The sequence below is a fragment of the Paraneptunicella aestuarii genome (assembly GCF_019900845.1).
Classification (GTDB): Bacteria; Pseudomonadota; Gammaproteobacteria; order Enterobacterales; family Alteromonadaceae; genus Paraneptunicella; species Paraneptunicella aestuarii.
In genome coordinates this window covers 328,089-348,685 of sequence record NZ_CP074570.1, presented here as the reverse complement: position 1 = coordinate 348,685, position 20,597 = coordinate 328,089, and the positions used below count along the sequence as shown (strand labels likewise).

18 protein-coding genes are annotated in these 20,597 nt (G+C 45.1%); 7 read left to right on the top strand and 11 right to left on the bottom strand.

From position 1 onward, the window contains the following. Positions 1 to 3 precede the first annotated feature (3 nt). From KIH87_RS01480 to KIH87_RS01460, 5 genes are all read right to left on the bottom strand, one after another. Positions 4 to 1,257, bottom strand: a complete 1,254-nt coding sequence (locus tag KIH87_RS01480) for an efflux RND transporter periplasmic adaptor subunit (RefSeq protein ID WP_232359770.1) — start codon at positions 1,255 to 1,257, stop codon at positions 4 to 6. An 8-nt stretch (positions 1,258 to 1,265) separates the two neighbouring features. Beyond that, positions 1,266 to 2,567, bottom strand: coding sequence for a TolC family protein (locus tag KIH87_RS01475; RefSeq protein ID WP_232359769.1), 1,302 nt, complete (start codon positions 2,565 to 2,567; stop codon positions 1,266 to 1,268). A gap of 24 nt (positions 2,568 to 2,591) precedes the next feature. Beyond that, complete coding sequence (locus KIH87_RS01470; protein ID WP_232359768.1) at positions 2,592 to 3,572, bottom strand: M56 family metallopeptidase; 981 nt, start codon at positions 3,570 to 3,572, stop codon at positions 2,592 to 2,594. Positions 3,573 to 3,574: 2 nt separating this feature from the next. Further along, positions 3,575 to 3,958, bottom strand: a complete 384-nt coding sequence (locus KIH87_RS01465; protein ID WP_232359767.1) for a BlaI/MecI/CopY family transcriptional regulator — start codon at positions 3,956 to 3,958, stop codon at positions 3,575 to 3,577. A 325-nt stretch (positions 3,959 to 4,283) separates the two neighbouring features. After that, entirely contained in the window at positions 4,284 to 5,030 is a 747-nt protein-coding gene (locus KIH87_RS01460) for an SDR family oxidoreductase (protein WP_232359766.1), read from the bottom strand. 656 nt (positions 5,031 to 5,686) lie between these two features. On the opposite strand from KIH87_RS01460, the gene KIH87_RS01455 reads away from it, so the two are divergent. Together KIH87_RS01455 and KIH87_RS01450 are read left to right on the top strand one after the other, a co-directional pair. Then, positions 5,687 to 5,869 (top strand): hypothetical protein, encoded by a 183-nt coding sequence (locus KIH87_RS01455; RefSeq protein WP_232359765.1) that lies wholly within the window; start codon positions 5,687 to 5,689, stop codon positions 5,867 to 5,869. Then, positions 5,866 to 7,494, top strand: coding sequence for an N-6 DNA methylase (locus tag KIH87_RS01450; RefSeq protein WP_232359764.1), 1,629 nt, complete (start codon positions 5,866 to 5,868; stop codon positions 7,492 to 7,494). The genes KIH87_RS01455 and KIH87_RS01450 overlap by 4 nt, the downstream gene beginning before the upstream one ends. Positions 7,495 to 7,540: 46 nt before the next feature. Here the strand turns inward: KIH87_RS01450 and KIH87_RS01445 are convergent, their stop codons facing one another. Then, on the bottom strand, positions 7,541 to 8,692 hold the full coding sequence (locus KIH87_RS01445) for a phospholipase D-like domain-containing protein (RefSeq protein ID WP_232359763.1): 1,152 nt from the start codon (positions 8,690 to 8,692) through the stop codon (positions 7,541 to 7,543). Positions 8,693 to 8,919: 227 nt separating this feature from the next. Further along, the gene (locus KIH87_RS01440) at positions 8,920 to 9,471 is read right to left on the bottom strand and encodes a single-stranded DNA-binding protein (RefSeq protein ID WP_232359762.1); all 552 of its coding nucleotides are present in this window, start codon (positions 9,469 to 9,471) and stop codon (positions 8,920 to 8,922) included. Between the two features lie 247 nt (positions 9,472 to 9,718). On the opposite strand from KIH87_RS01440, the gene KIH87_RS01435 reads away from it, so the two are divergent. Further along, positions 9,719 to 10,051 carry a DUF3392 family protein gene (locus tag KIH87_RS01435; RefSeq protein WP_232359761.1) on the top strand — a complete coding sequence of 111 codons (333 nt, stop codon included), beginning with the start codon at positions 9,719 to 9,721 and terminating at the stop codon, positions 10,049 to 10,051. Positions 10,052 to 10,063: 12 nt separating this feature from the next. Here the strand turns inward: KIH87_RS01435 and KIH87_RS01430 are convergent, their stop codons facing one another. After that, positions 10,064 to 11,419, bottom strand: a complete 1,356-nt coding sequence (locus KIH87_RS01430) for an MFS transporter (RefSeq protein WP_232359760.1) — start codon at positions 11,417 to 11,419, stop codon at positions 10,064 to 10,066. Positions 11,420 to 11,759: 340 nt separating this feature from the next. On the opposite strand from KIH87_RS01430, the gene uvrA reads away from it, so the two are divergent. Genes uvrA through KIH87_RS01415 form a run of 3 tightly spaced genes read left to right on the top strand, consistent with a single transcriptional unit; the run spans position 11,760 to position 15,693 of the window. Next, entirely contained in the window at positions 11,760 to 14,591 is a 2,832-nt protein-coding gene (uvrA, locus tag KIH87_RS01425; protein ID WP_232359759.1) for an excinuclease ABC subunit UvrA, read from the top strand. Next, positions 14,591 to 14,986 carry an acyl-CoA thioesterase gene (locus tag KIH87_RS01420; protein WP_232359758.1) on the top strand — a complete coding sequence of 132 codons (396 nt, stop codon included), beginning with the start codon at positions 14,591 to 14,593 and terminating at the stop codon, positions 14,984 to 14,986. Before uvrA ends, KIH87_RS01420 begins: the two co-directional genes overlap by 1 nt. Positions 14,987 to 14,988: 2 nt before the next feature. After that, positions 14,989 to 15,693: a 2OG-Fe(II) oxygenase gene (locus tag KIH87_RS01415; RefSeq protein WP_232359757.1), complete on the top strand. Its 705-nt coding sequence runs from the start codon at positions 14,989 to 14,991 to the stop codon at positions 15,691 to 15,693. 66 nt (positions 15,694 to 15,759) lie between these two features. Here the strand turns inward: KIH87_RS01415 and KIH87_RS01410 are convergent, their stop codons facing one another. The 3 genes from KIH87_RS01410 to ppa form a co-directional block, all read right to left on the bottom strand. Continuing rightward, positions 15,760 to 16,227, bottom strand: coding sequence for a DUF3299 domain-containing protein (locus KIH87_RS01410; RefSeq protein WP_232359756.1), 468 nt, complete (start codon positions 16,225 to 16,227; stop codon positions 15,760 to 15,762). 3 nt (positions 16,228 to 16,230) lie between these two features. Continuing rightward, entirely contained in the window at positions 16,231 to 17,397 is a 1,167-nt protein-coding gene (locus KIH87_RS01405) for an MFS transporter (protein ID WP_232361409.1), read from the bottom strand. Between the two features lie 155 nt (positions 17,398 to 17,552). After that, positions 17,553 to 18,101: an inorganic diphosphatase gene (gene ppa / locus KIH87_RS01400; RefSeq protein ID WP_232359755.1), complete on the bottom strand. Its 549-nt coding sequence runs from the start codon at positions 18,099 to 18,101 to the stop codon at positions 17,553 to 17,555. Between the two features lie 297 nt (positions 18,102 to 18,398). Between ppa and KIH87_RS01395 the strand changes: the two genes are divergently transcribed. After that, positions 18,399 to 20,390 (top strand): sodium-translocating pyrophosphatase, encoded by a 1,992-nt coding sequence (locus tag KIH87_RS01395; RefSeq protein WP_232359754.1) that lies wholly within the window; start codon positions 18,399 to 18,401, stop codon positions 20,388 to 20,390. The last annotated feature ends 207 nt before the right edge of the window (positions 20,391 to 20,597 follow it).

The window sequence follows — 20,597 nt, the reverse complement described above, 5'->3', positions numbered from 1 at the left end:
CTCCTAGTGATCGTGCGCAGCGCCAGACTTTTCAATGTCGGCTTTAATAATGTAACTATTCTCTGAGACATACTCAGTGCCCGGAGCCAAGCCACCTAATACTTCAACCCATTCGCTATCTTCACGCCCCAGTTGCAACATGCGCACTTCATACTCCTCCCCCACTTTGGCGTAGACCACAGTAAAGTCACGGAAGCCTTGCAAACCAGTACGCTTCACCGCTAAAGGAACATCAATAGTGGCAATTTCAATGTCGGCACTGACAAAACTGCCTTCATTTAGGTTACTTTCACTCAAGCCCTCATCCTTATTTGCAACCTTTACCCATACCAAACGCGCCTGATCATCACGCACTTTAGGTTCGATATATTCCACCTTTCCCGTCAAGGCTTCGGCAACACCTTCAACATGCATCGCCACAGGTGAACCCACGGCAACCTTGCTATAGTCCATTGGGTACACCGCTAATTTGGCAAGATAATGGGAAGTATCGGTGATCGTAAGTAACACACGACCTTGCGTCTGTTCACCTGCGCCAGCATTTACAGCAGTTATCACACCCTCAAGTGGAGCATTCACTTTATAAGCTTTAAGGCTTTCGTTACTTTCGATGGTTAATAGTGGCTGACCTTGTTTCACCATATCGCCAAGCCTTACATGCAGTTGCTGGATCTCACCGTCAAATCGTGCAGCAATGTTACGTTGTGCTCCCGAAGGCAGTGTCAGCTCACCAAATACAGGAATAGTCTGGTGCAGCGTTGCCGCCCCGGCATAAGCGGTTTCAATTTCCATTGCTTTTGCCACCGCATCTTCAATAGTTGTGCGCCCTTCAAAGTTGTCATATTCCCAGCGATAAGCCTTCCCCTGATAGTTCGCGATAATGGTGACAACAAATGAGTGCGGCTCGTAAATTTCCATATCACCACGCAAGAAATCACTTTGCGCCTTGAATTGAATGTCATCTACGACACCGCCCAAACGCGTCAATTTGATGTTAAGCCTAACCTTTTCAGGCGCAATCGGAACACCGCCGTCACTCACCCAAACTCTAAACTCGGGGGGAACGCCAGTTTCAAATATTGATAACTCAAGCGCGAAGTCGCCCTCTCTCAGCATTCGGCCTCTATGCGGCCCTTTTTCTGGTTCCACTTCTTGCACTTCTGGCGCGGAAGATGCCAAGCTATGAACCGAAAATAACAATGTCGATAGCAATACCAGCGTGGCTGTTAGCAATGATAAAACGGAAGAATTTTTCATAATACGTCTCATAAGGGAAGTGATGTGCCAGTTAAGCGTTGAATTTCAATATGTTGCAAATGCAGGCTTTCATAGGTATCGAGTAAACGTGATTGAGCAGCGATAAGTTCGCGACGAACCTCACTCCATTGGCTGTAGTTAATTTGCCCCAAATCGAAAGCCCGATTAGCGTCTTTTAACGCGCTCTCAAGTAAAGGGATCACGCGCGTTCTCACGGTATCAATAACATGGCGCGAATGAGCCATCTCCTGGAGTAGCACATACAATTGCGCATCCAGTTTTTGCATCAACGCATCCTGTTCCGTTGCCAATACCTGCTTCTGCGCTTTTAACGCTGCAATTTCACCGGCATTACGGTTGCTTTGCCCCCAGGGAATGGAAATACCGGCAACCAAACCAAAATCATCAGACGCCTCATAACGACGGACACCGGCTGTCATTTGCCATTGGGGTTTCTGCTCAATACGAGCCAAAGTGATTTTTGATTCAGCAATACGCTGCTCAGTAAGTAGCCTGCGAATGTGCGGCGCGTCTTTCAATTTGCTGAGTTGCACTTCTAGTACAGGAATCTCTGGCAAAGAGAGCAAATCCCCATTCAATTGATACTGCTTACTCTGGCCTTGCCACTGAGAAGATAGCTGATACATACCAGCATCAAGTATGTGTTCCAGATCTTCAACAGCTAACTCTTTACGCACAAGCTCCACTTCTGCAAGCTGCATTTCCACAGCTGAACTCTTACCCACCGCAACGCGCTTGCTAATGGCATTAACCACATCTTTGGCTTGCGAAACCGCCAGATTCCCGAGCCTTAAACGCTCCTGATTCACCAATATTTGTATGTACTGACTCGCGCTATAAGCGGCTAAATCCAATACTGCTATATGCTGTTCATCCTGCAAAACTTCGGCTTCTGTTCTCGCTACATCGACGCGGCTGTCTAATTGCTCTTGTTGCAATAACCAGGAAAAAGTCAGAGAGGTTTGCATACTCTTCAAGGCGCTGTGCTGCCCTGTGCCCAAGGCATCTTCAACCATCATCCCCAATTGTGCTCTCTCGCCAACTCCAGCTTGTTGAATCAGGCCGTCATAGACATGTTTCCGAGAAACAAAAGCTCGAAGCTCGGGGTGATGTTCCAAAGTCAGGGTGATGGCATCGCTCATCGTTAGATAAGTTGAAGTCAGCGAGGATGGTGATGCAAGGTCTTCCTTGCCCATAGCGGTAAAGGCCACCAACAACATAATTGCACCAGATAAAAACCGACTAGCAATCGGTTTTTTTGGTATGCAAACTCGGATGAATATACTCATTCACGTTCCTAAATCAGTAAAAGGTTAATGGATGAAAAAAGCTTCAATAATATGATGAATGCTATCTACGCTGGACGCGGTCAAGACAGGCGTGCACAGGAAGAAAGCGACAAACGCAGGTACAATCAGCACCGGTGTTTTCGCAGCTGGCGAAACCAGCATATGAATTCTAAGCGCAACATGATCATGGCTAAAATAGCTGAGTTGCGGCTGCTCACGCTCATTCAGAACACGGCTTTGTACTCTGGCAACACTGACCAATGCCTGTGCAATATCAAGCTTGTCGTAAGAGCGCGTCACGTAATCATCGGCCATTTGCTCAGTCAGCAAAGTAAATTCGCGGATCAACTGCTTCGCAATACGCGAAGGGAAAAAACGACAAAATAAAGAAAATACAAATTTGAACAAGGGATCCTGCTTGTGAACATGAGACAACTCATGTTGCACAACTATATCTAATTCTTGAGCATTAACCTGCTGCTGTAACGCCGACGTCAGAAAGATTTTCGGTGCAATAAAGCCTGTCGTGAATGCTGCAACCGTATCAGACTTCAACGAATACACCCGATGTCCGTCAATGGCTGGCAATTCGCTAATATCAGAGATACTCAACAAATTACGCAAAGCGGTTGATTGCTGATGCGTTTGCACAATAACGCGAATCAGTAACGCCACAAATAACGAACCCGCGCCGAATAATGTCAGCCCATGCCAGCTGACAACATTAAAGATGTCAGGGTGATGCCAATGAGCAAATTCGGTGAACCATGATGCCGTAGCCGCAGGATCAGAATTCGGCCAGAACAACCACACACAACACAAAGCCACCCACCACGGACTAGTCGCCATTAGCCATAAAGCACGTTTACGAACAGAAAACGACGTCAATCTTAAAAAGGAAAACGCCCTTGAGGCAGGAATAGAAACCAGAAAAATCACCGTCGAAAATGCCAGTACAGCAACGCTCAACAAGTTAAGCAAAACAGCGATATTTCCAACCAACATAACTACTTACGCCCCTTGCGCAACTCTCGTTGCTGCTCGATCAACGCTTGCAATTGATCCAGTTGGGCATCGTCAAGGTTCGCAGATTCCGAACAAAAGGCAGCAATAAGACTATGCTCACCTTCTTCGACAAAATCGCTGGTTACATTGCTAATTAATTTGGAAATCAAGCCTTCACGATCAATGGCCGTTCTGTACAAATAGGCATGGCCTTGTTTGGTTCGGCTTAGGAGTTTCTTTTTAAACAATCTATCCAACGTACTTTGGATAGTATTTAAGGATATACCACGAGCTTGCCCAAGGATGAGATGTACTTGCTTTGCATCTGCTTCACTCACAGACCAAAGATGCTGTAGTACCTGCTTTTCCAATTCACCTAATTGCATGACAAAATTCTCTCATGATGAAGAAGCTCACAAAATAATGAGCGGCATCATGACAGAACAAAAACCGACAAGCAATCGGTTTTTTAATTTAGCATCCATATGATATACAAATCTCATTAACGATAAAGCCCCATAAATTACGAGCTTTGAAGAAAAATCAGCAGGAAAACTCTAATTATGGATGTAACTAATTAGAGAAGGTTTACAACTGATCATAAAGTGAAAAAAGGATAGGGCTCTCTGTCATTCAATCCTTAGAACTGAACCTAGCGGAAATAAATGATACTGCCATTTAAATTCGAGGGGCTTCAATGGGTGGAAACAATTATAATCCGCCCGTTGTATCAATAAAACTTCCAGTAACAAATGATGATTTTTCCGTCGCTAACCATATTATAGCTTCAGCGACTTCTTCAGGAGTTCCGCCTCTTTTTAGTGGCAAATTTCCTTTCAAGCGGTCGACTCTGTCTGCCTGACCTCCTAATGAATGCATATCGGTATAAATCAAAGCGGGACGAACACCATTAACCCTAATACCTTCATCGGCCAACTCAATAGCCGCTCCACGAGTTAGTGTGTCCATGGCACCTTTAGATGCTGCATAATCAACATATTCATTCGGTGAGCCTGTTTTCGAAGCAGCAGATGACACATTTACAATAGCTCCCCCCGTACCTCCATACTTTGTAGACATGCGTTTAATCGCCTCTTTGGTACATAAAAAGCAAGATAACACATTCACTTCCAGCACCCTTAGAAACCGCTCTGGAGATATTTGCTCAAGCCTTGATTGCTTATCTAAAATTCCGGCATTGTTTACCAGGACAGCCAACTGACCCAGTTTATCCGCTTCTTTAAATAGCCTTTCAACATCTTCCTGTTTGGAAACATCCGCTTGAACAGCGATGCATTCGACTCCTAGTGAAATAATTTCTCTTTGTAAGTTTTCCGCATCAACATATGAGCTTCGATAATTGAGAACGATAGCGTAGCCACGCTGTGCAAATAGCAAAGCCGTTTTAGCCCCAATCCCCCGGCTACTACCCGTAATTAACGCCACTTTATTTGTCATGAACATCCTTGAATTAATGTATATAAATTTAGGTTATTGACACTAACACATATGAAAGCAACAGCCATCACCAGACATGGTCGGGTTTAAACAATCAATCAAGATGGCAACAATAAAAAAGGCTCCACTAATGTTTACACATCAATAGAGCCTTTCTCTAAAATTTATACTTTATATCAAATGGTTAATCAGATTCATTTGAAAATAAACTAACAGCATAGACCTTGCGTCATTTAGAACGGTAATGCATCGAAAAATGTGTAAAGTTTTCGTGTGTGTGACACATTGCATCCTTGGCTTTGTTTTTCCTTATTATGTTACCGCTGCAAAAAGATTTCTTAGCTAAAATGCTATTTCCATCTTCGTAGAATACAACTCTTGTCAATTTTAGCTACCGATATGTTTCTGTTCTTTACGCATTTAAAATATCTAAGTACATACAATCTGGACTTATATTCAGTATAAGATCCCCCGTTATCGTATCAATCTATCCTCTCAAACAATACAGTCGATATCTTTCGCTTACCTGATGATGGTTAAACACCACACTACCTTTCGTTGCACAATAAACAAACCCAAAACACAACTTACTTATGTGCTACATGTAATAAATATGATATAACTAACATAAGTAACTTACATTACAGTGAATGGTTATGGCAAAAGGTGATTCGGGCCGTGTGGTCCTTGAGATTGATCCGGACTTAAAACGTAAGCTCTACGCGGTATTAGCGTTAGAGCAGAAAACGTTAAAAGAGTGGTTTACCGAGTCTTCATCGTCTTATGTGAAAAAAAGACTCAAGGCTGAGCTGGATAGTTTCGGGAGTGATAAAGAGTGAAGTTCAAAGCAGACCAGACAACCCAAAAGCTCAGGGGTGGCTACTATACACCAAAATCTTTGGCTGATTATGTTACAAGTTGGGTATGCTCAATAAATCCCGAACACATTGTAGAACCTAGTTGTGGGGATGGCGTCTTCTTACAAAGCATTGCAGAAAAAACACTCAATGAACACATACAAGTCACCGCATATGAATTGTTCGATGTCGAAGCTGAGAAAGCCAGAGCAAGAGCCGCTAAATCAGGGTTACATAATGTTCAAGTAAACGAAGGTGACTTTTTGGATTGGGCCAATCTTGCATTAATAGAACAGGCACATCCCTTCGATGCTGTCGTAGGTAATCCACCGTTCATCCGTTATCAGTTCCTTGAAAAGGAATTTCAGCTGAACACAGAACGGGTATTTCAAACACTCGGTCTTAAATTCACTAAACACACCAATGCGTGGGTGCCTTTTATCTTGGCTTCTATTTCATTATTACGTCCAGGTGGTCGACTCGGCATGGTCATCCCATCGGAGATTGTGCATGTTTTACACGCGCAGTCGCTACGTACTTACCTTGGTACCGAATGCAGTAAAGTTGTCATCATAGACCCTCAGGAAATTTGGTTCGAAGGTACACTGCAAGGTGCAGTGATAATTATGGCTGAAAAGAAAATAGATTTTCATGAGCCAACTCAAGGTGTCGCCATTGAGAGTGTGCGCGGGTTTGATTTTCTGGAAACTGAGCCTAATCAACTCTTCGAAAACGCCGTCGGAATAAACGGTGAGACTATCGCAGGAAAGTGGACTAAGGCTCTGTTCTCACCCGAAGATCTGGATTTTTATAATGGCATTTGTCAACACGATAACGTCCACCTCTACAGTGAAATTGCTACTGTAGATGTTGGAATCGTTACTGGTGCAAACAAATTTTTTCTAATTGATGACGAAACGGTAACGCGACACAAATTACATAAATACGTGCATCCTATGTTTGGGCGCAGTGAGCACTGTAAAGGTGTCATATATGACAAGGCACAACACCAGTCAAATCGTGATTCAGGAAATCCAACGAACTTTCTTCTTCTTGAGGACGAGCTCGACACCTATCCCGATAGCGTGAAGCAATACATCGCTCAGGGCGAACAGGAAGAATTACACAAGCGCTACAAATGCCGAATCCGCAAACCTTGGTACAAGGTGCCTTCTGTTTATGCTACCTCTATAGGAATGCTTAAGCGCTGCCACGATGCACCACGTTTAATTTCCAACCAGATTAGTGCATACACCACTGATACAGCTTACAGAATAAAGCCGCTGGGTAATGTTGAGCCCGAGACTCTTGTGTATTTCTTTATGAATCCAATCACTGCAATTTCTGCTGAGTTGAACGGGCGTTATTATGGTGGTGGTGTATTAGAGTTGGTGCCATCAGAAATTGAAAAGTTATGGCTACCTATTCCTGATGGAGTTGAAACGCAGTTAGCACTCCTTGATGAGGAAATTAGAACACTGCCAATGGAAGAGGTATTACGCAGAAACGGCTATCGTGTGTTACAGCATATTGGTTTGTCTCAGCAAGAGGTCGAGAGGTTAGTTCAAATTTGGTCTTGGTTCCGGGATCGGAGACAGAGAAAATAGTCAGGGTAAATGAGGCGTCTAGTATACCTGACACCTCTAAACACATTTAGGTGATTTCTATCTGGTAGTTACTATCACCCAAATAGTAAAGAGCCATATGCTTACCTAGCAGTCCTCTCTGAGCGATAATTGCTTTTGCAGTTCCCCAGTGAATCTGAGTCATTGAATTGTTCTCCTTGTACGTTGGCGTGTCCGTTTTCGAGTTATGAGTCAGACGCAAATTGTAATAACCATTGGATATACCATTAATAATAATTTCAAAATTGGCAGTTGCCCTTAATAGATGACGCTTGCTGAGTCTGGCATCAGGTGTCCAGGTAAGTCCTGCGAACACGATATCTTTGAAATAGTGCCGCTGATCAATACCGCCGAATAGACCTTTCTTCAAATACATAGACCCTGTTGCATTAGTATTGCTGCCAGTAGGGATATTCAAATCTCTTTCCGTTAATTCTTTGCTTGCCCAAACTAATCCAGTAACAGGAGCGACCTGCGGATTTTGCGGGTTGGGGGCGACTTGAACAGGAAGAAGTTGCGGCAACGCCTGAGGCTTTCTGCGATGTATTGGCAATGAAGGGATTGCAACTGACCGCCCGCCAGGAGACTTGGTGCCAGTAACAGAAGCCCCCTTCTTGACACTTTCATCTTCCAACCGCCCTTCACTTACGAGATCGTCTAACTGATTTCCTGTGGTGATCTGAAAAACATTCAGTGGGTATTGACCAATCAAGGCTCTGAATGGATCGACCAGTGTCGATACATACTGGCTATCATCATGCTCAGTTAAATCCAATTCTACCTTTGTACTCACTTCTACGTTACCGCTAAGCCCCCTCCCTGTGAGATTCGCGCTCCCCACAATAACGGTGGCTTGTTGATCGCCGATCGCCGCATAAAGTTTCGGATGGAAAAGGCTTGCTTGTGTCCCCATGTCAATAACATAAGGATGTACACCGATTGCCAAGAGTTTGGCTAATGCCTGTTTAGAGGTTATTCCGTTGGATATGCCCACAAATACTTGAGCTATATTGTTCTGTCTATGTAGCGCCGCCTCAATTTTTGATACTCCCGCTTCCTTCACAAATGCCACACTGATAAATAAGTCGTTTGCCCACGGGGAGTCAATTAAGTTATTTATTGCATATTCATGGTCATGATTGGGAGCAAGACCCTGTGTAAGTGCAAACACTTTTGCCATCTAACGCATCCCTAAAAGTCGTCATTATTTTTATTCACATTGTTGCTTAACAACATTTTTGTTTAGACGATCATCCTAGCGTCTTGCTGCATTAAGTACAGAGAAATTATATACCGTAGCGAATAGACTCCTTTGCAATTACCCCAATTGACTTTAAGTCAATAAAAACAAAAAGCCGCTTAAAAAGCGGCCTTCAAAAAAGTCTACATTCTTAATCCTATTACGGATCAGAACGGAATATCGTCGTCAAAATCGAAGTCTGGTTCTGACATTGGTTGATGAGGCTGTTGTGGAGCCTGATTAAAACCACCGGGTTGTTGAGCAGGTTGTCCCTGGTTCATATTACCGCCGCGCTGTGGTGGCATTTGCTGGTAAGATGGCTGTTGTGGAGCTCCACCGCCCATCCCCTGGTTTTGTTGATAACCACCCGCACCACCTTCAGTACGACCGCCCAACATTTGCATGTTTTCAGCAACAATTTCGGTAGAGTAACGATCCTGACCGTTTTGATCCTGCCACTTACGCGTTTGCAGTTTTCCTTCAATATATACCTGTGAACCTTTGCGCAGATACTGGCCTGCGATTTCCGCTAACTTACGGAACATGACAACACGGTGCCACTCGGTTTTTTCAACAGGCTGACCTGACTGATCTTTCCAGCTTTCGCTCGTCGCGATACTAATGTTGGTCACTGCATTGCCATTCGGCATATATTTTACTTCAGGGTCTTGTCCCAAATTACCGACCAGAATAACTTTATTTATTCCCCTACTTGCCATGGTTGCTCCTAACTCTTTAACCATCAGTGCTAAAACAATGAGAGGCAAGCGGCCAATCTTTGTCCAAGCTTTACTTTTTAGATTTGCCTCGAATGATAACGTAGAGTGAGGTCTGTCGGAAACCTAATTAATAACTTAATTATCGGACATGATAACTAATGCTCTCGATATGGTTGCCAATTTCCCCACGCTATTAGATGATCCGGCTACCTTATTCGACTTTCATTGTGTTTTGCCCAGGAAAATTATGGATTGGCTTTTTTCTCTTAATAGTGACGCGTCTAACTGGCTATGGAATTACCGCAATGTGCTAGTCACGTCCTGGATCGCAGTGCTACTGGTTTTGTACGGCGATAACATCAACCGACTACTCAAAAGAGCGATGCAGCCTTACCACTACATATTACGCATGTTGTCTTTTGTTTTACTCTGCTCATTTGGCTATGGATTACTTGCCAATTATGGCGAAGTGGCTGTGAGTAAATTGGTTGGATTACCAGATAGAAACTGGTTTGCGGGAATGGTTATCAGTATTTATTTCGTATTGGGTATTTTGGCTGAGCGCAAAAATCAGGCTTAGTCCGCAACCATTTTATGAGGCTGACTCAGGATTCGCTATTTTGCGCGCTTGTTGCAAATCGAATACCTGAGAATCCACTTTCAAATAAACGGCAGATTCTTGCGGCACTATTGTGAAATCAATAATGCCATCAATATTGCCAAACAGCTCTCGCAGCTCTTCGGTGGAAACACCCGGCAAATTATAAGCCAATGTATAACGTTTTAAATGCTGGGCTCCCTGAAAGCCAACAAACATAAACAGCCACAATACACACATGCCTGTGGCAGTAACAAAAACCGTGTGAATATCGAAATGTCCGGACAGATACCCTGACAACACTCCACCTAAAAAAGCACCAAAGAACTGGAAGCTGGCATAAATGCCCATCGCAGAACCTTTCTGCCCAGCTGGCGCAATACTGGAAACCAGTGCCGGAAAATTCGCTTCCAAATAGTTAAATGCAGAAAAGAACACCCAAACAAAGAAGAACAGGAACAAGGCTTTTTCACCATGCCAAGCCAAACCGCTACATGCCATCGCCAGCATCAAAATGCTTAAACGCATGATATGGCCACCTAGCAGCTTACGTTGCAACCCCATCAATAGCGCCATACCAAAAATAGAGGCAATAAGAATGGGCAGATACAGCGTCCAATGCTCGGCTAATTGCCAGCCCTGATTTAAAAACAAAACGGGAAGCTGAACAAAAATCAGGGTTATCAAACAGTGCAGCAATAACACGCTGATATTTAAACGCCACAAGGATGGCTCGCTCACTAACTGGCGAATGCCTTCGAGACTAGGAAGCGTATCACCTCTTGGCGCGGCCTGATCAATAGATGGAACACCGAAGAACAAAAGGGGGAAACACAGCACAGCCAAGACAGCGGTTACAGAAAAAATCCCCGACAGCCCCATACTTGAAGCAATCACAGGCCCGATAATCACAGCCAAATAAAATGAAAAGCCAATGGCAATGCCAATAATTGCCATTACTTTAGCACGTTGATTTTCACGGCTGATGTCAGCCGCCAATGCCATTACGGCTCCAGCAATAGCACCAGCGCCTTGAAGCACACGCCCAAACACAACCATCCACAACGAATCTGCCATTGCCGCAATCACGCTACCAGCAACGAACATGACCAAGCCGAAAGCAATAATAGGCTTACGCCCGAATCGATCAGACAACATTCCCATCGGGATTTGCATCAGAGCTTGAGTTAGACCGTAACCGCCAATCGCAAGGCCAACCAACATAGGAGAATAATCAGGATAAGCGGGCGCTAATAATGCAATCACAGGCATTATCATAAATAGCCCTAACATGCGCATCAAATAGATAGCCGCTAGTGAAAAGGCGCCACGTAATTCAGTTTGGTTCACGGATCTGGGTCACATTAAAAATGAAGTTAAAAATTCTCGTTCTTAAATTCACTCTTGGAAAAGAGGGCGCGCAGTGTAACACAAATCCCCCACTCCCAACACCCCAAGTTCAAAGGAACAGAAAACGGAAAAAGTAAGAAAAAATGAATAGAGAGAAGAGCCAGCTCCCCCTTGAAAAAACCCTGAAATACAGCTTGCGCCTGGTTTACTTTTCAACTTCCCGGTTCAAATAATATTTAGCTCAAGCAAGATACAAAATGATGTACTTCACGGCTGGATAATACTGTATATTTATGCATATAATTATCGTTTTCCTTTTTTGAGCAATTCATCTTCTCTCATGGATAAAATAGAAATCCGCGGTGCCCGTACCCACAACCTGAAGAACATTAACCTCGAACTTCCTCGCGACAAATTGATTGTCATTACAGGTTTGTCCGGCTCAGGTAAGTCCTCACTTGCATTCGACACCTTATATGCTGAAGGACAACGACGATACGTTGAATCCCTTTCGGCCTATGCCAGACAATTTTTGTCCATGATGGAAAAGCCCGATGTTGACCATATCGAAGGCTTGTCCCCCGCCATTTCCATTGAGCAGAAATCCACATCTCATAACCCGCGCTCAACCGTAGGCACCATCACCGAGATATACGATTATTTGCGTTTGCTGTTTGCTCGTGTCGGCGAGCCTCGCTGCCCGGATCATAATGCACCTTTGGAAGCGCAAACCATCAGCCAAATGGTCGATAACGTGCTGGCTCTGCCGCAAGATAGCAAGATGATGCTACTTGCACCCGTTGTTCAAGGGCGCAAAGGCGAACATATCAAAACACTGGAAAATTTGGCTGCGCAAGGCTTTATCCGTGCTCGAATTGACGGTGAGATCTGTGATTTATCCGATCCTCCAACTCTGGATCTACACAAGAAACATGACATTGAAGTGGTTGTGGATCGCTTTAAAGTGCGCGATGACATCCAGCTCCGCCTGGCTGAATCCTTTGAAACGGCACTGGAGCTTTCTTCGGGTGTTGCCAAAGTGGCTTACATGGAAGGCGACGGGGATGAGATGGTATTCTCGGCAAACTTTGCTTGCCCACACTGTGGCTACAGTATTAGTGAATTGGAACCTCGTCTGTTCTCGTTCAACAACCCGGCTGGGGCTTGTCAGGTTTGTGATGGTTTGGGAATCCGACAATTCTTTGATCCTGCCAGACTGATCTCCAATGACGAACTCAGTCTTTCTGGCGGTGCCATTCGAGGTTGGGACAAACGCAGTTACTTCTATTTTCAAATGCTGCAATCTGTCGCCGAGCACTACAAATTTGATCTGAATATTCCCTATAAGGATTTACCAGAACAAGCACAACAAGTGCTTTTGTACGGCAGCAAAGGAACAGCGATCAAATTCAAATACATCAATGATCGCGGCGACATCATGGAGCGCAAGCATCCATTTGAGGGAATTATTCCCAACATGGAGCGTCGTTATCGCGAAACGGAATCCAATTCTGTACGTGAAGAACTTGCCAAGTATCTTAATCATCAACCTTGCCCTTCATGTCATGGCAGCCGTTTGCGCTTGGAAGCTCGCCACGTTTTTGTGGGCGAAACCAACTTGCCTACAGTTTCCGATTTTTCCATTGCTGATGCATTGGGCTTTTTTAACGATTTATCTCTAGTAGGTAAACGCGCCCAAATCGCCGAAAAAATACTGAAAGAAATCAATGACAGATTGAAGTTTTTAGTTAACGTAGGATTAAATTACCTTACCCTTTCTCGTAGTGCTGAAACACTGTCGGGTGGTGAAGCTCAACGTATCCGCCTGGCTAGTCAAATTGGCGCAGGGTTAGTTGGTGTCATGTACGTACTGGACGAACCTAGCATTGGTTTGCATCAACGTGACAACGAACGCCTACTTAGCACCCTGACTCACCTGCGTAATCTGGGTAACACAGTAATCGTGGTTGAACACGATGAAGATGCTATCAAAATGGCAGATTACATTGTTGATATCGGTCCCGGCGCTGGCGTTCACGGTGGCGAAATCGTTGCTAAAGGTACACTGGAACAAATTCTGGCAAGTGAAGACTCACTAACAGGAAAATATTTATCAGGCAAAGAAGCCATCGAAATTCCTGAGCACAGAACACAGAATAAAGATAACTTGTGGGTTAAATTAGAAGGGGCTTCTGGTAACAACCTGCAAAACGTTACACTGGAAGTGCCGATTGGCGTTATGACCTGTATAACCGGCGTATCAGGTTCAGGTAAATCGACCCTGATTAACGATACTTTCTATCGTATTGCTCACCGAGAGCTGAACGGTGCAACCAGCGATGAACCCGCCCCTTATGCGTCTATTGATGGCTTGCAGCACCTGGATAAAGTGGTCGATATCGACCAAAGCCCAATTGGTCGTACACCGCGCTCAAACCCGGCAACCTATACCGGGATTTTTACGGCCATTCGTGAGCTGTTTTCAGGTACGCAGGAGTCCCGTTCTCGTGGTTATAAGCCTGGTCGTTTCAGCTTCAACGTGAAAGGCGGGCGCTGCGAAGCTTGTCAGGGTGATGGTGTAATCAAAGTAGAAATGCACTTCCTGCCCGACGTTTATGTGCCTTGCGATGTTTGTAAGGGCAAGCGCTACAATCGCGAAACACTGGAAATCAAATATAAGCACAAAAACATCCACGAAGTGCTGGATATGACGGTTGAAGACGCTCGCGATTTCTTCAGTGCAATTCCGGCGGTACACCGCAAGCTACAGACCTTAATGGATGTAGGTTTGTCTTATATTCGACTGGGGCAAGCAGCCACAACACTGTCTGGTGGTGAGGCTCAGAGGGTAAAACTGGCAAAAGAGTTATCCAAACGTGACACCGGAAAGACCCTTTATATTCTCGATGAACCTACAACCGGGTTGCATTTTCATGATATAAAACAGCTACTAGCGGTTCTGCATCGTCTGAGAGATCACGGTAATACGGTTGTGGTTATTGAACACAACCTTGATGTCATCAAAACAGCCGATTGGATAGTAGATTTAGGCCCTGAAGGGGGTTCTGGCGGCGGTCAAATCATCGCAACCGGAACACCGGAAGCCTTATGTGATAACACGCAATCTCATACCGCTCGCTTTTTAAAACCCATACTTGAAGCAGGAAGATAATGTTCGAAGAGGTTTATAAAGTCCGATTTTATGAAACTGATGCACTTAAACACGTGAGTAATACCGTGATAGTGCAATGGTTTGAAGCTGCTCGAGAGCCGATTTTCAAGCTCTTTACGCCAGACCTGAACTTGGACACCTGGCCGTTGATCCTAGCCAACTACAAGGTGGATTTATTAAAGCAGATATTTCTCGGCGAAGTCACCATTAAGACCTGGATTTCCCGCATTGGGAACAGCTCTTTCGGTATTTATCAGGAAGTCTGGCAAAACGGGCATAAATGCTCATCCGGCGAAACCACAATGGTACACTTCAACTATCAAAACAGTTGCTCCGAGGCAATACCTGAGAATGTCAGGGCATTACTCGAAGAACACATCATTGCAGGCGAATAACCATGCCACAGTTCATCAAATCCTACGATGGCGTACTATCTCCCGAGCTTTGTAAAAAGCTCATGCGTACCTTCGACAAGAGTAAAAAACCACAACCGGGCAGAACTGGCGGTGGCGTCGATACCGACAAGAAAATCAGCATGGACTTGTCCATCGTTAAACATCCTGAATTTCAAGCAGAAGCTCAGGAAGTGTTAGCCAAAACTACTCAATACGTGATCGAATATTTCCGAGAGTTCTATTTCGCACTAATCGGCCCATTGGGCTTAACCTTGCCGGATCCGAAAACAGGTAAACCGGTCAAGGTCACTCAGGATAATTTCGCAGAGATTTGTGAGCCCCAGTTACCGATGCTGGTACAAAGCCTGTTCCGATTGGGTGATGTCACCTTGCAAAAATACAAGCAAGGCCGTGGAGGCTATCCTTATTGGCATTCAGAGGTTTATCCGCAATTGCCTCATAACGATGCCTTGCATCGCATCATGCTATTTATGTTTTACTTAAATGATGTGGAAGAAGGTGGAGAAACGGAATTCTATTATCAAGATGTGAAGCTTAAGCCTAAACAAGGCACGATGGTGATTGCTCCGGCTTACTTCACTCATACGCACCGAGGCAACATTCCCAAGAGCGGTGACAAATACATCCTGACCTCATGGGTATTGTTCCATCCGGCAGAAACGCTATACCGCGCACCGCCTAAATAAAGCAGATGATCAGGCGCCTTATCATGAGTCAAGTAAGGTGCCTATTTCTGCAATCTTATTCAAAAACTATTCGAAGGGCTCTACTTTAGTGCCAGTGAGTCGATAACCCACGCTGGCAATCTCTCCAGTCCATGCCTCTGTGCTCAGCTTACCTGTAACCCAAACCGGATCGTATAAACTGTCAACCGGAATAGGTTTGGCAAATTTCACATAAACAATCTGATTAGACGGAGGCGGTGGCACGTGAATGCAAGCGCCAAAAAACGGCACCAGCAAGAATTCTGTCAGGCTGACATCATCCCCTTCCAAGGGAACCACAAACCCGGGAATTTTAACTAGTTGCCCATTTAACTCAGGAATAATGGGGGCAACCGGGTTCATTTGTGCCATAGGGTTATTGTGGTCAACTTCTGGAGTATCTGGCATAACAAAATCTTTGGGTACCAGATCTTCCCAATACAGCTCTTTGACTTCATCAGCGAAGCCCAGATTCGTTACCAGCAACAGCCCCAAGGCCACAAATAATTTTTTCATGTACTACTCTCCCATTTGGGGTTTGGCTTGCAAATTAGCCCAACCCAACGGATTTTTAACCACTTCATTGCCTTCGCTTGGCTCAGCAGGAATGTTCATCGCTAACACCAATGAACATAACGCAAACCCTGCGCCGACAAAAAATACAAAACCAGGCGAAGTCAACCAGACCACTCCAAGTACCGCAGGAATCACAACTGCAGCAATATGATTAATGGTGAAACTGACACCCGCCGTCGAAGCAATATCCTCATGCTTGGCAATTTTCTGGAAATAGGTTTTCACTGCAATGGAAATAGCAAACAACAAGTGGTCGATAACATACAAAGCACCAGCCATCAAACTGCTATCCACAAACGCATAACCACTAAACACCAATACAAGGCCGGTATATTCAAAACATAGCGCCTTGCGATCACCCACCTTATGGATCCACTTTCCAATACTCGGGGCGAACAGCAAATTAAACACATAGTTGATGGTAAACAACAGGCTTATATCACCAACACTGTAACCGAATTTTTCAACCATCATGAAAGCAGCAAATACCATGAAGATCTGACGGCGCGCACCACTGAAAAAAGTCAGTGCGTAATACAACCAATAGCGTTTACGCAGAACCATATGTTTATGCTGCGTGGAATGTTGTTGAAACTGTGGAAACATCACCCACAACAACATCACAATGATCAACCCGGCACCACCGGCCAGCATATACATCACGTTATAGCTGTAACCAAACCACTCCATTAAAACCCAGATAGAAGCATAGGCGGTGAGCGATGCGAAAGACTTCACCGAAATCTGCTTGCCCATAAAGTGGGCGCTTTGATCCTTGGGCAACCATTGTAAAGTGAGGGATTGGTTCACGGTTTCAAAATAATGGAAGCCTATCGACATTAATACCGTTGTAGCATATAAGCCAATCTCAAAAGGAAACCAGCCTGTCATGGCAACACCAATCGCCATGATCGCCAAAGACACCAGCGCTAGCGTCTGCTCTTTGACCACCAATAAAATGAATACCGCAGTGAAGGCCAAAAAGCCGGGCACTTCACGCAAACTCTGCAACATACCAATTTCAGCGCCGGTGAATGCGGCTTTTTCTACTACAAAGTTATTCAGCAGCGCATTCCATACAGAGTGAATCAACGGCATTACAAATGCCATCGCCAACAACAGAAATTTTGGATCTCTACGAATCGAATCAAGTCTTTGCACGGTATGGCTCCAAAAGATGTACTCTGGCTTGCACATCGGAATATGAAATAAAAAAGGCACCACTCACAACATGTGGGTGATGCCTCTTTCCAGACAATCTTAACTTAGAAAGCAGGCTTGTCTTCAGTCGAGTTATAACGCTCGATACTGTCACTAATTTCTTTCTTGGCAGCTTCGCTACCTTCCCAACCTTCGATTTTAACCCACTTACCAGGTTCCAAATCTTTATAGTGAGAGAAGAAGTGCTCAATCTGGTTCAATGTAGACTCAGGCACATCAGTATGCTCTTTCACATTGCGATACAGAGTCGACAACTTGTCGATTGGAACAGCCAATACTTTAGCGTCGTTACCTGATTCATCCGTCATGTTCAAAACACCCACTGGACGAACCGTAATTACAGAGCCTGCCAACAATGGGAATGGCGTGATAACCAATACGTCAGCCGGGTCGCCGTCACCAGACAAAGAGTGAGGAACGTAGCCATAGTTAACCGGGTAATGCATTGGCGTACCCATGAAACGGTCTACGAAAATAGCCCCAGATTCTTTATCTACTTCATATTTAACCGGATCAGAATGAGCCGGGATTTCAATGATGACGTTAACTTCATCAGGCACTTTCTTGCCTGGAGGTACAGAGTTTAAGCTCATGTTATTACCTTAATTTACAGTATGTCCGAAAAATGCCCGATTATACTGGCACCTCGCCCATTTTAGAAACCGTCTTTAATAGATAACTCATGATTTTTTGACCTATAGAGCACAGACTTTGGTCTGAGAGTTGAAAAAACATACTCAACATTGAGATAAAACAACTTCAGCCGACTTAGTTTTTTCTTTCCCGCAAATTAGTGTTATACCCAGTTGTGACATATGCTTACCCTAAGCTTTGGCATACGCACTCCAATAATAAAGAGCCCACCGACGATAATAATATAAGGGGGATTTATGGTTACAACGACAATGTTACCGCCACTACTCGGCATCGCCGGGTTACTCATCGCCTTCGTTCTCTATCAAATTATTCGACGAAAACCGGTTAACAGCCCCCAAATGGCAAAAATCGCCGACGCCATACATCTCGGTGCCATGGTCTTTATGCATCGTGAATACAAGATGCTATTGATATTCGCTCTTGTGGTCGGAGCGGCAATTTACTTTTATCTAGGCTCTCAAACCACCGTTGCTTTTATTGCTGGTGCACTATGTTCGGGAATAGCAGGTTACATTGGCATGTTCACGGCAACAAAAGCCAATGTCAGAACCACCCAGGCAGCTCACGATTCCGGTGCATCAGAAGCCTTATCCGTTGCCTTCATGGGAGGCTCGATTATGGGCTTGTGTGTCGCATCAACCGGGCTCATTGGATTGGGCTCTCTCTATATACTCTTTGCTGACGACCCCGCTTCCGTTCACGCCATACACGGATTCGGTATGGGCGCTTCCGTGGTTGCCTTATTTTCTCGTGTGGGTGGCGGCATCTTCACCAAAAGCGCCGATGTTGGTGCCGATCTGGTTGGTAAGATAGAAGCAGGCATTCCAGAGGACGATCCCCGTAATCCTGGGGTTATCGCTGACAATGTGGGCGACAATGTCGGTGATGTTGCAGGCATGGGCTCTGATATTTTCGAAAGCTATTGTGGTGCCATGATTGCAACTATCGCCATTGCTTCCACCATGACATTAACTGAACTGGGTGCTCGTGAGCACTTGATGTTTCTGCCTTTAGCCCTCGCGTCCGGCGGATTGATTTGCTCGGTACTTGGCATTCTATTAGTGAAGTCCATGTCGGGCGATAGGCCAGAAATCGCATTAAGAACAGGCACCATGGCTGCTGCCATGTTTTTCATGGTCGCGGCTTATATTATTGTGCAGCACTTCGATATTGCGCTGAACGTTTGGCTATCAGTGCTCAGTGGGGCTTTCGGTGGCATTATTATTGGGTTAGTCACCGAGTATTACACAGCTTCCGCTCCCGTTCGTAAAATAGCAGAATCAGGTGAAACGGGGGCTGCCACCGTTATGATCACCGGGCTTTCCGTCGGCATGCAATCGGTGGTCATCCCGGTATTAACGATCTGCGCCATCATTTATGCCTCCACCTCGCTTTCAGGATTATACGGTGTGGGTATTGCAGCCGTGGGCATGTTAGCGACCGTCGGTATCACAATGGCGATCGATGCCTATGGCCCGGTGGCTGATAATGCCGGGGGCATTGCAGAAATGTCAGGGCTCGGTGAAGAAACACGAAAAATCACCGATTCTCTCGACGAATTAGGCAATACCACTGCCGCCATTGGCAAAGGCTTCGCAATCGGCGCAGCCGCATTAGCGGCGCTTGCCATTATTGCCGCCTTTGTAGAAACCATGTCATTAAAAGGCGATTTCGTCCTGCATTTGGGTAATCCCATCGTATTAGTAGGTTTGTTTATTGGCGGCGTACTGCCCTTTTTGATTGCCTCGATTACCATGACCGCCGTTGGAGACGCTGCGTTTGAAATGATCCAGGAAATTCGACGTCAATTCCGCGAAATATCTGGTTTACTGGAAGGCCATGCCGACCCCGACACAGCGCGCTGCATCGACATCGCGACTAAAGCAGCGCTGAAGAAAATGCTGTTACCTGGAGCCATTGCAGTAGCAGTACCGCCAATAGTTGGATTTGGACTAGGTGCGCATGCGCTAGGTGGCATGCTGGGAGGAGCCTTATTAGGCTGCGTATTACTCGCTTTGATGATGGCGAATGCTGGCGGCGCATGGGACAACGCGAAGAAGCATGTTGAGAAAGGTCATCACGGTGGTAAAGGTTCTGACGTTCATGCCGCAACGGTTGTCGGTGACACGGTGGGCGACCCTTTTAAAGATACGTCCGGGCCAGCCATGAATATTTTGATTAACGTTATGGCGATTGTGAGTTTGGTTATTGCTCCTTTGCTTTAGCAAGCACGACACATTCACAGTCAGGGCTAACATAATCACCGCTTAAGGCTATGTCTTTCCCATAGCCCTTTCTTCTATTTCTTTTATTTTTCCCTTTCCTATTCCCGCTTCACCCCTCATGTGTCCTTGTTACAAATATTGCGCTCTGCAACCTGATGATTTTACTAAGGTTAAAAAAACAGCAACAAAAAACACAACCATTCCTTG

What these genes read in the sequence shown, in the direction of transcription:
- KIH87_RS01480 (WP_232359770.1), bottom strand. Translation starts at nt 1,257, where the DNA reads ATGAAAAATTCTTCCGTTTTATCATTGCTAACAGCCACGCTGGTATTG.
- KIH87_RS01475 (WP_232359769.1), bottom strand. Translation starts at nt 2,567, where the DNA reads ATGAGTATATTCATCCGAGTTTGCATACCAAAAAAACCGATTGCTAGT.
- KIH87_RS01470 (WP_232359768.1), bottom strand. Translation starts at nt 3,572, where the DNA reads ATGTTGGTTGGAAATATCGCTGTTTTGCTTAACTTGTTGAGCGTTGCT.
- KIH87_RS01465 (WP_232359767.1), bottom strand. Translation starts at nt 3,958, where the DNA reads ATGCAATTAGGTGAATTGGAAAAGCAGGTACTACAGCATCTTTGGTCT.
- KIH87_RS01460 (WP_232359766.1), bottom strand. Translation starts at nt 5,030, where the DNA reads ATGACAAATAAAGTGGCGTTAATTACGGGTAGTAGCCGGGGGATTGGG.
- KIH87_RS01455 (WP_232359765.1), top strand. Translation starts at nt 5,687, where the DNA reads ATGGCAAAAGGTGATTCGGGCCGTGTGGTCCTTGAGATTGATCCGGAC.
- KIH87_RS01445 (WP_232359763.1), bottom strand. Translation starts at nt 8,692, where the DNA reads ATGGCAAAAGTGTTTGCACTTACACAGGGTCTTGCTCCCAATCATGAC.
- KIH87_RS01440 (WP_232359762.1), bottom strand. Translation starts at nt 9,471, where the DNA reads ATGGCAAGTAGGGGAATAAATAAAGTTATTCTGGTCGGTAATTTGGGA.
- KIH87_RS01435 (WP_232359761.1), top strand. Translation starts at nt 9,719, where the DNA reads ATGGATTGGCTTTTTTCTCTTAATAGTGACGCGTCTAACTGGCTATGG.
- uvrA (WP_232359759.1), top strand. Translation starts at nt 11,760, where the DNA reads ATGGATAAAATAGAAATCCGCGGTGCCCGTACCCACAACCTGAAGAAC.
- KIH87_RS01420 (WP_232359758.1), top strand. Translation starts at nt 14,591, where the DNA reads ATGTTCGAAGAGGTTTATAAAGTCCGATTTTATGAAACTGATGCACTT.
- KIH87_RS01415 (WP_232359757.1), top strand. Translation starts at nt 14,989, where the DNA reads ATGCCACAGTTCATCAAATCCTACGATGGCGTACTATCTCCCGAGCTT.
- KIH87_RS01410 (WP_232359756.1), bottom strand. Translation starts at nt 16,227, where the DNA reads ATGAAAAAATTATTTGTGGCCTTGGGGCTGTTGCTGGTAACGAATCTG.
- KIH87_RS01405 (WP_232361409.1), bottom strand. Translation starts at nt 17,397, where the DNA reads ATGGCATTTGTAATGCCGTTGATTCACTCTGTATGGAATGCGCTGCTG.
- ppa (WP_232359755.1), bottom strand. Translation starts at nt 18,101, where the DNA reads ATGAGCTTAAACTCTGTACCTCCAGGCAAGAAAGTGCCTGATGAAGTT.
- KIH87_RS01395 (WP_232359754.1), top strand. Translation starts at nt 18,399, where the DNA reads ATGGTTACAACGACAATGTTACCGCCACTACTCGGCATCGCCGGGTTA.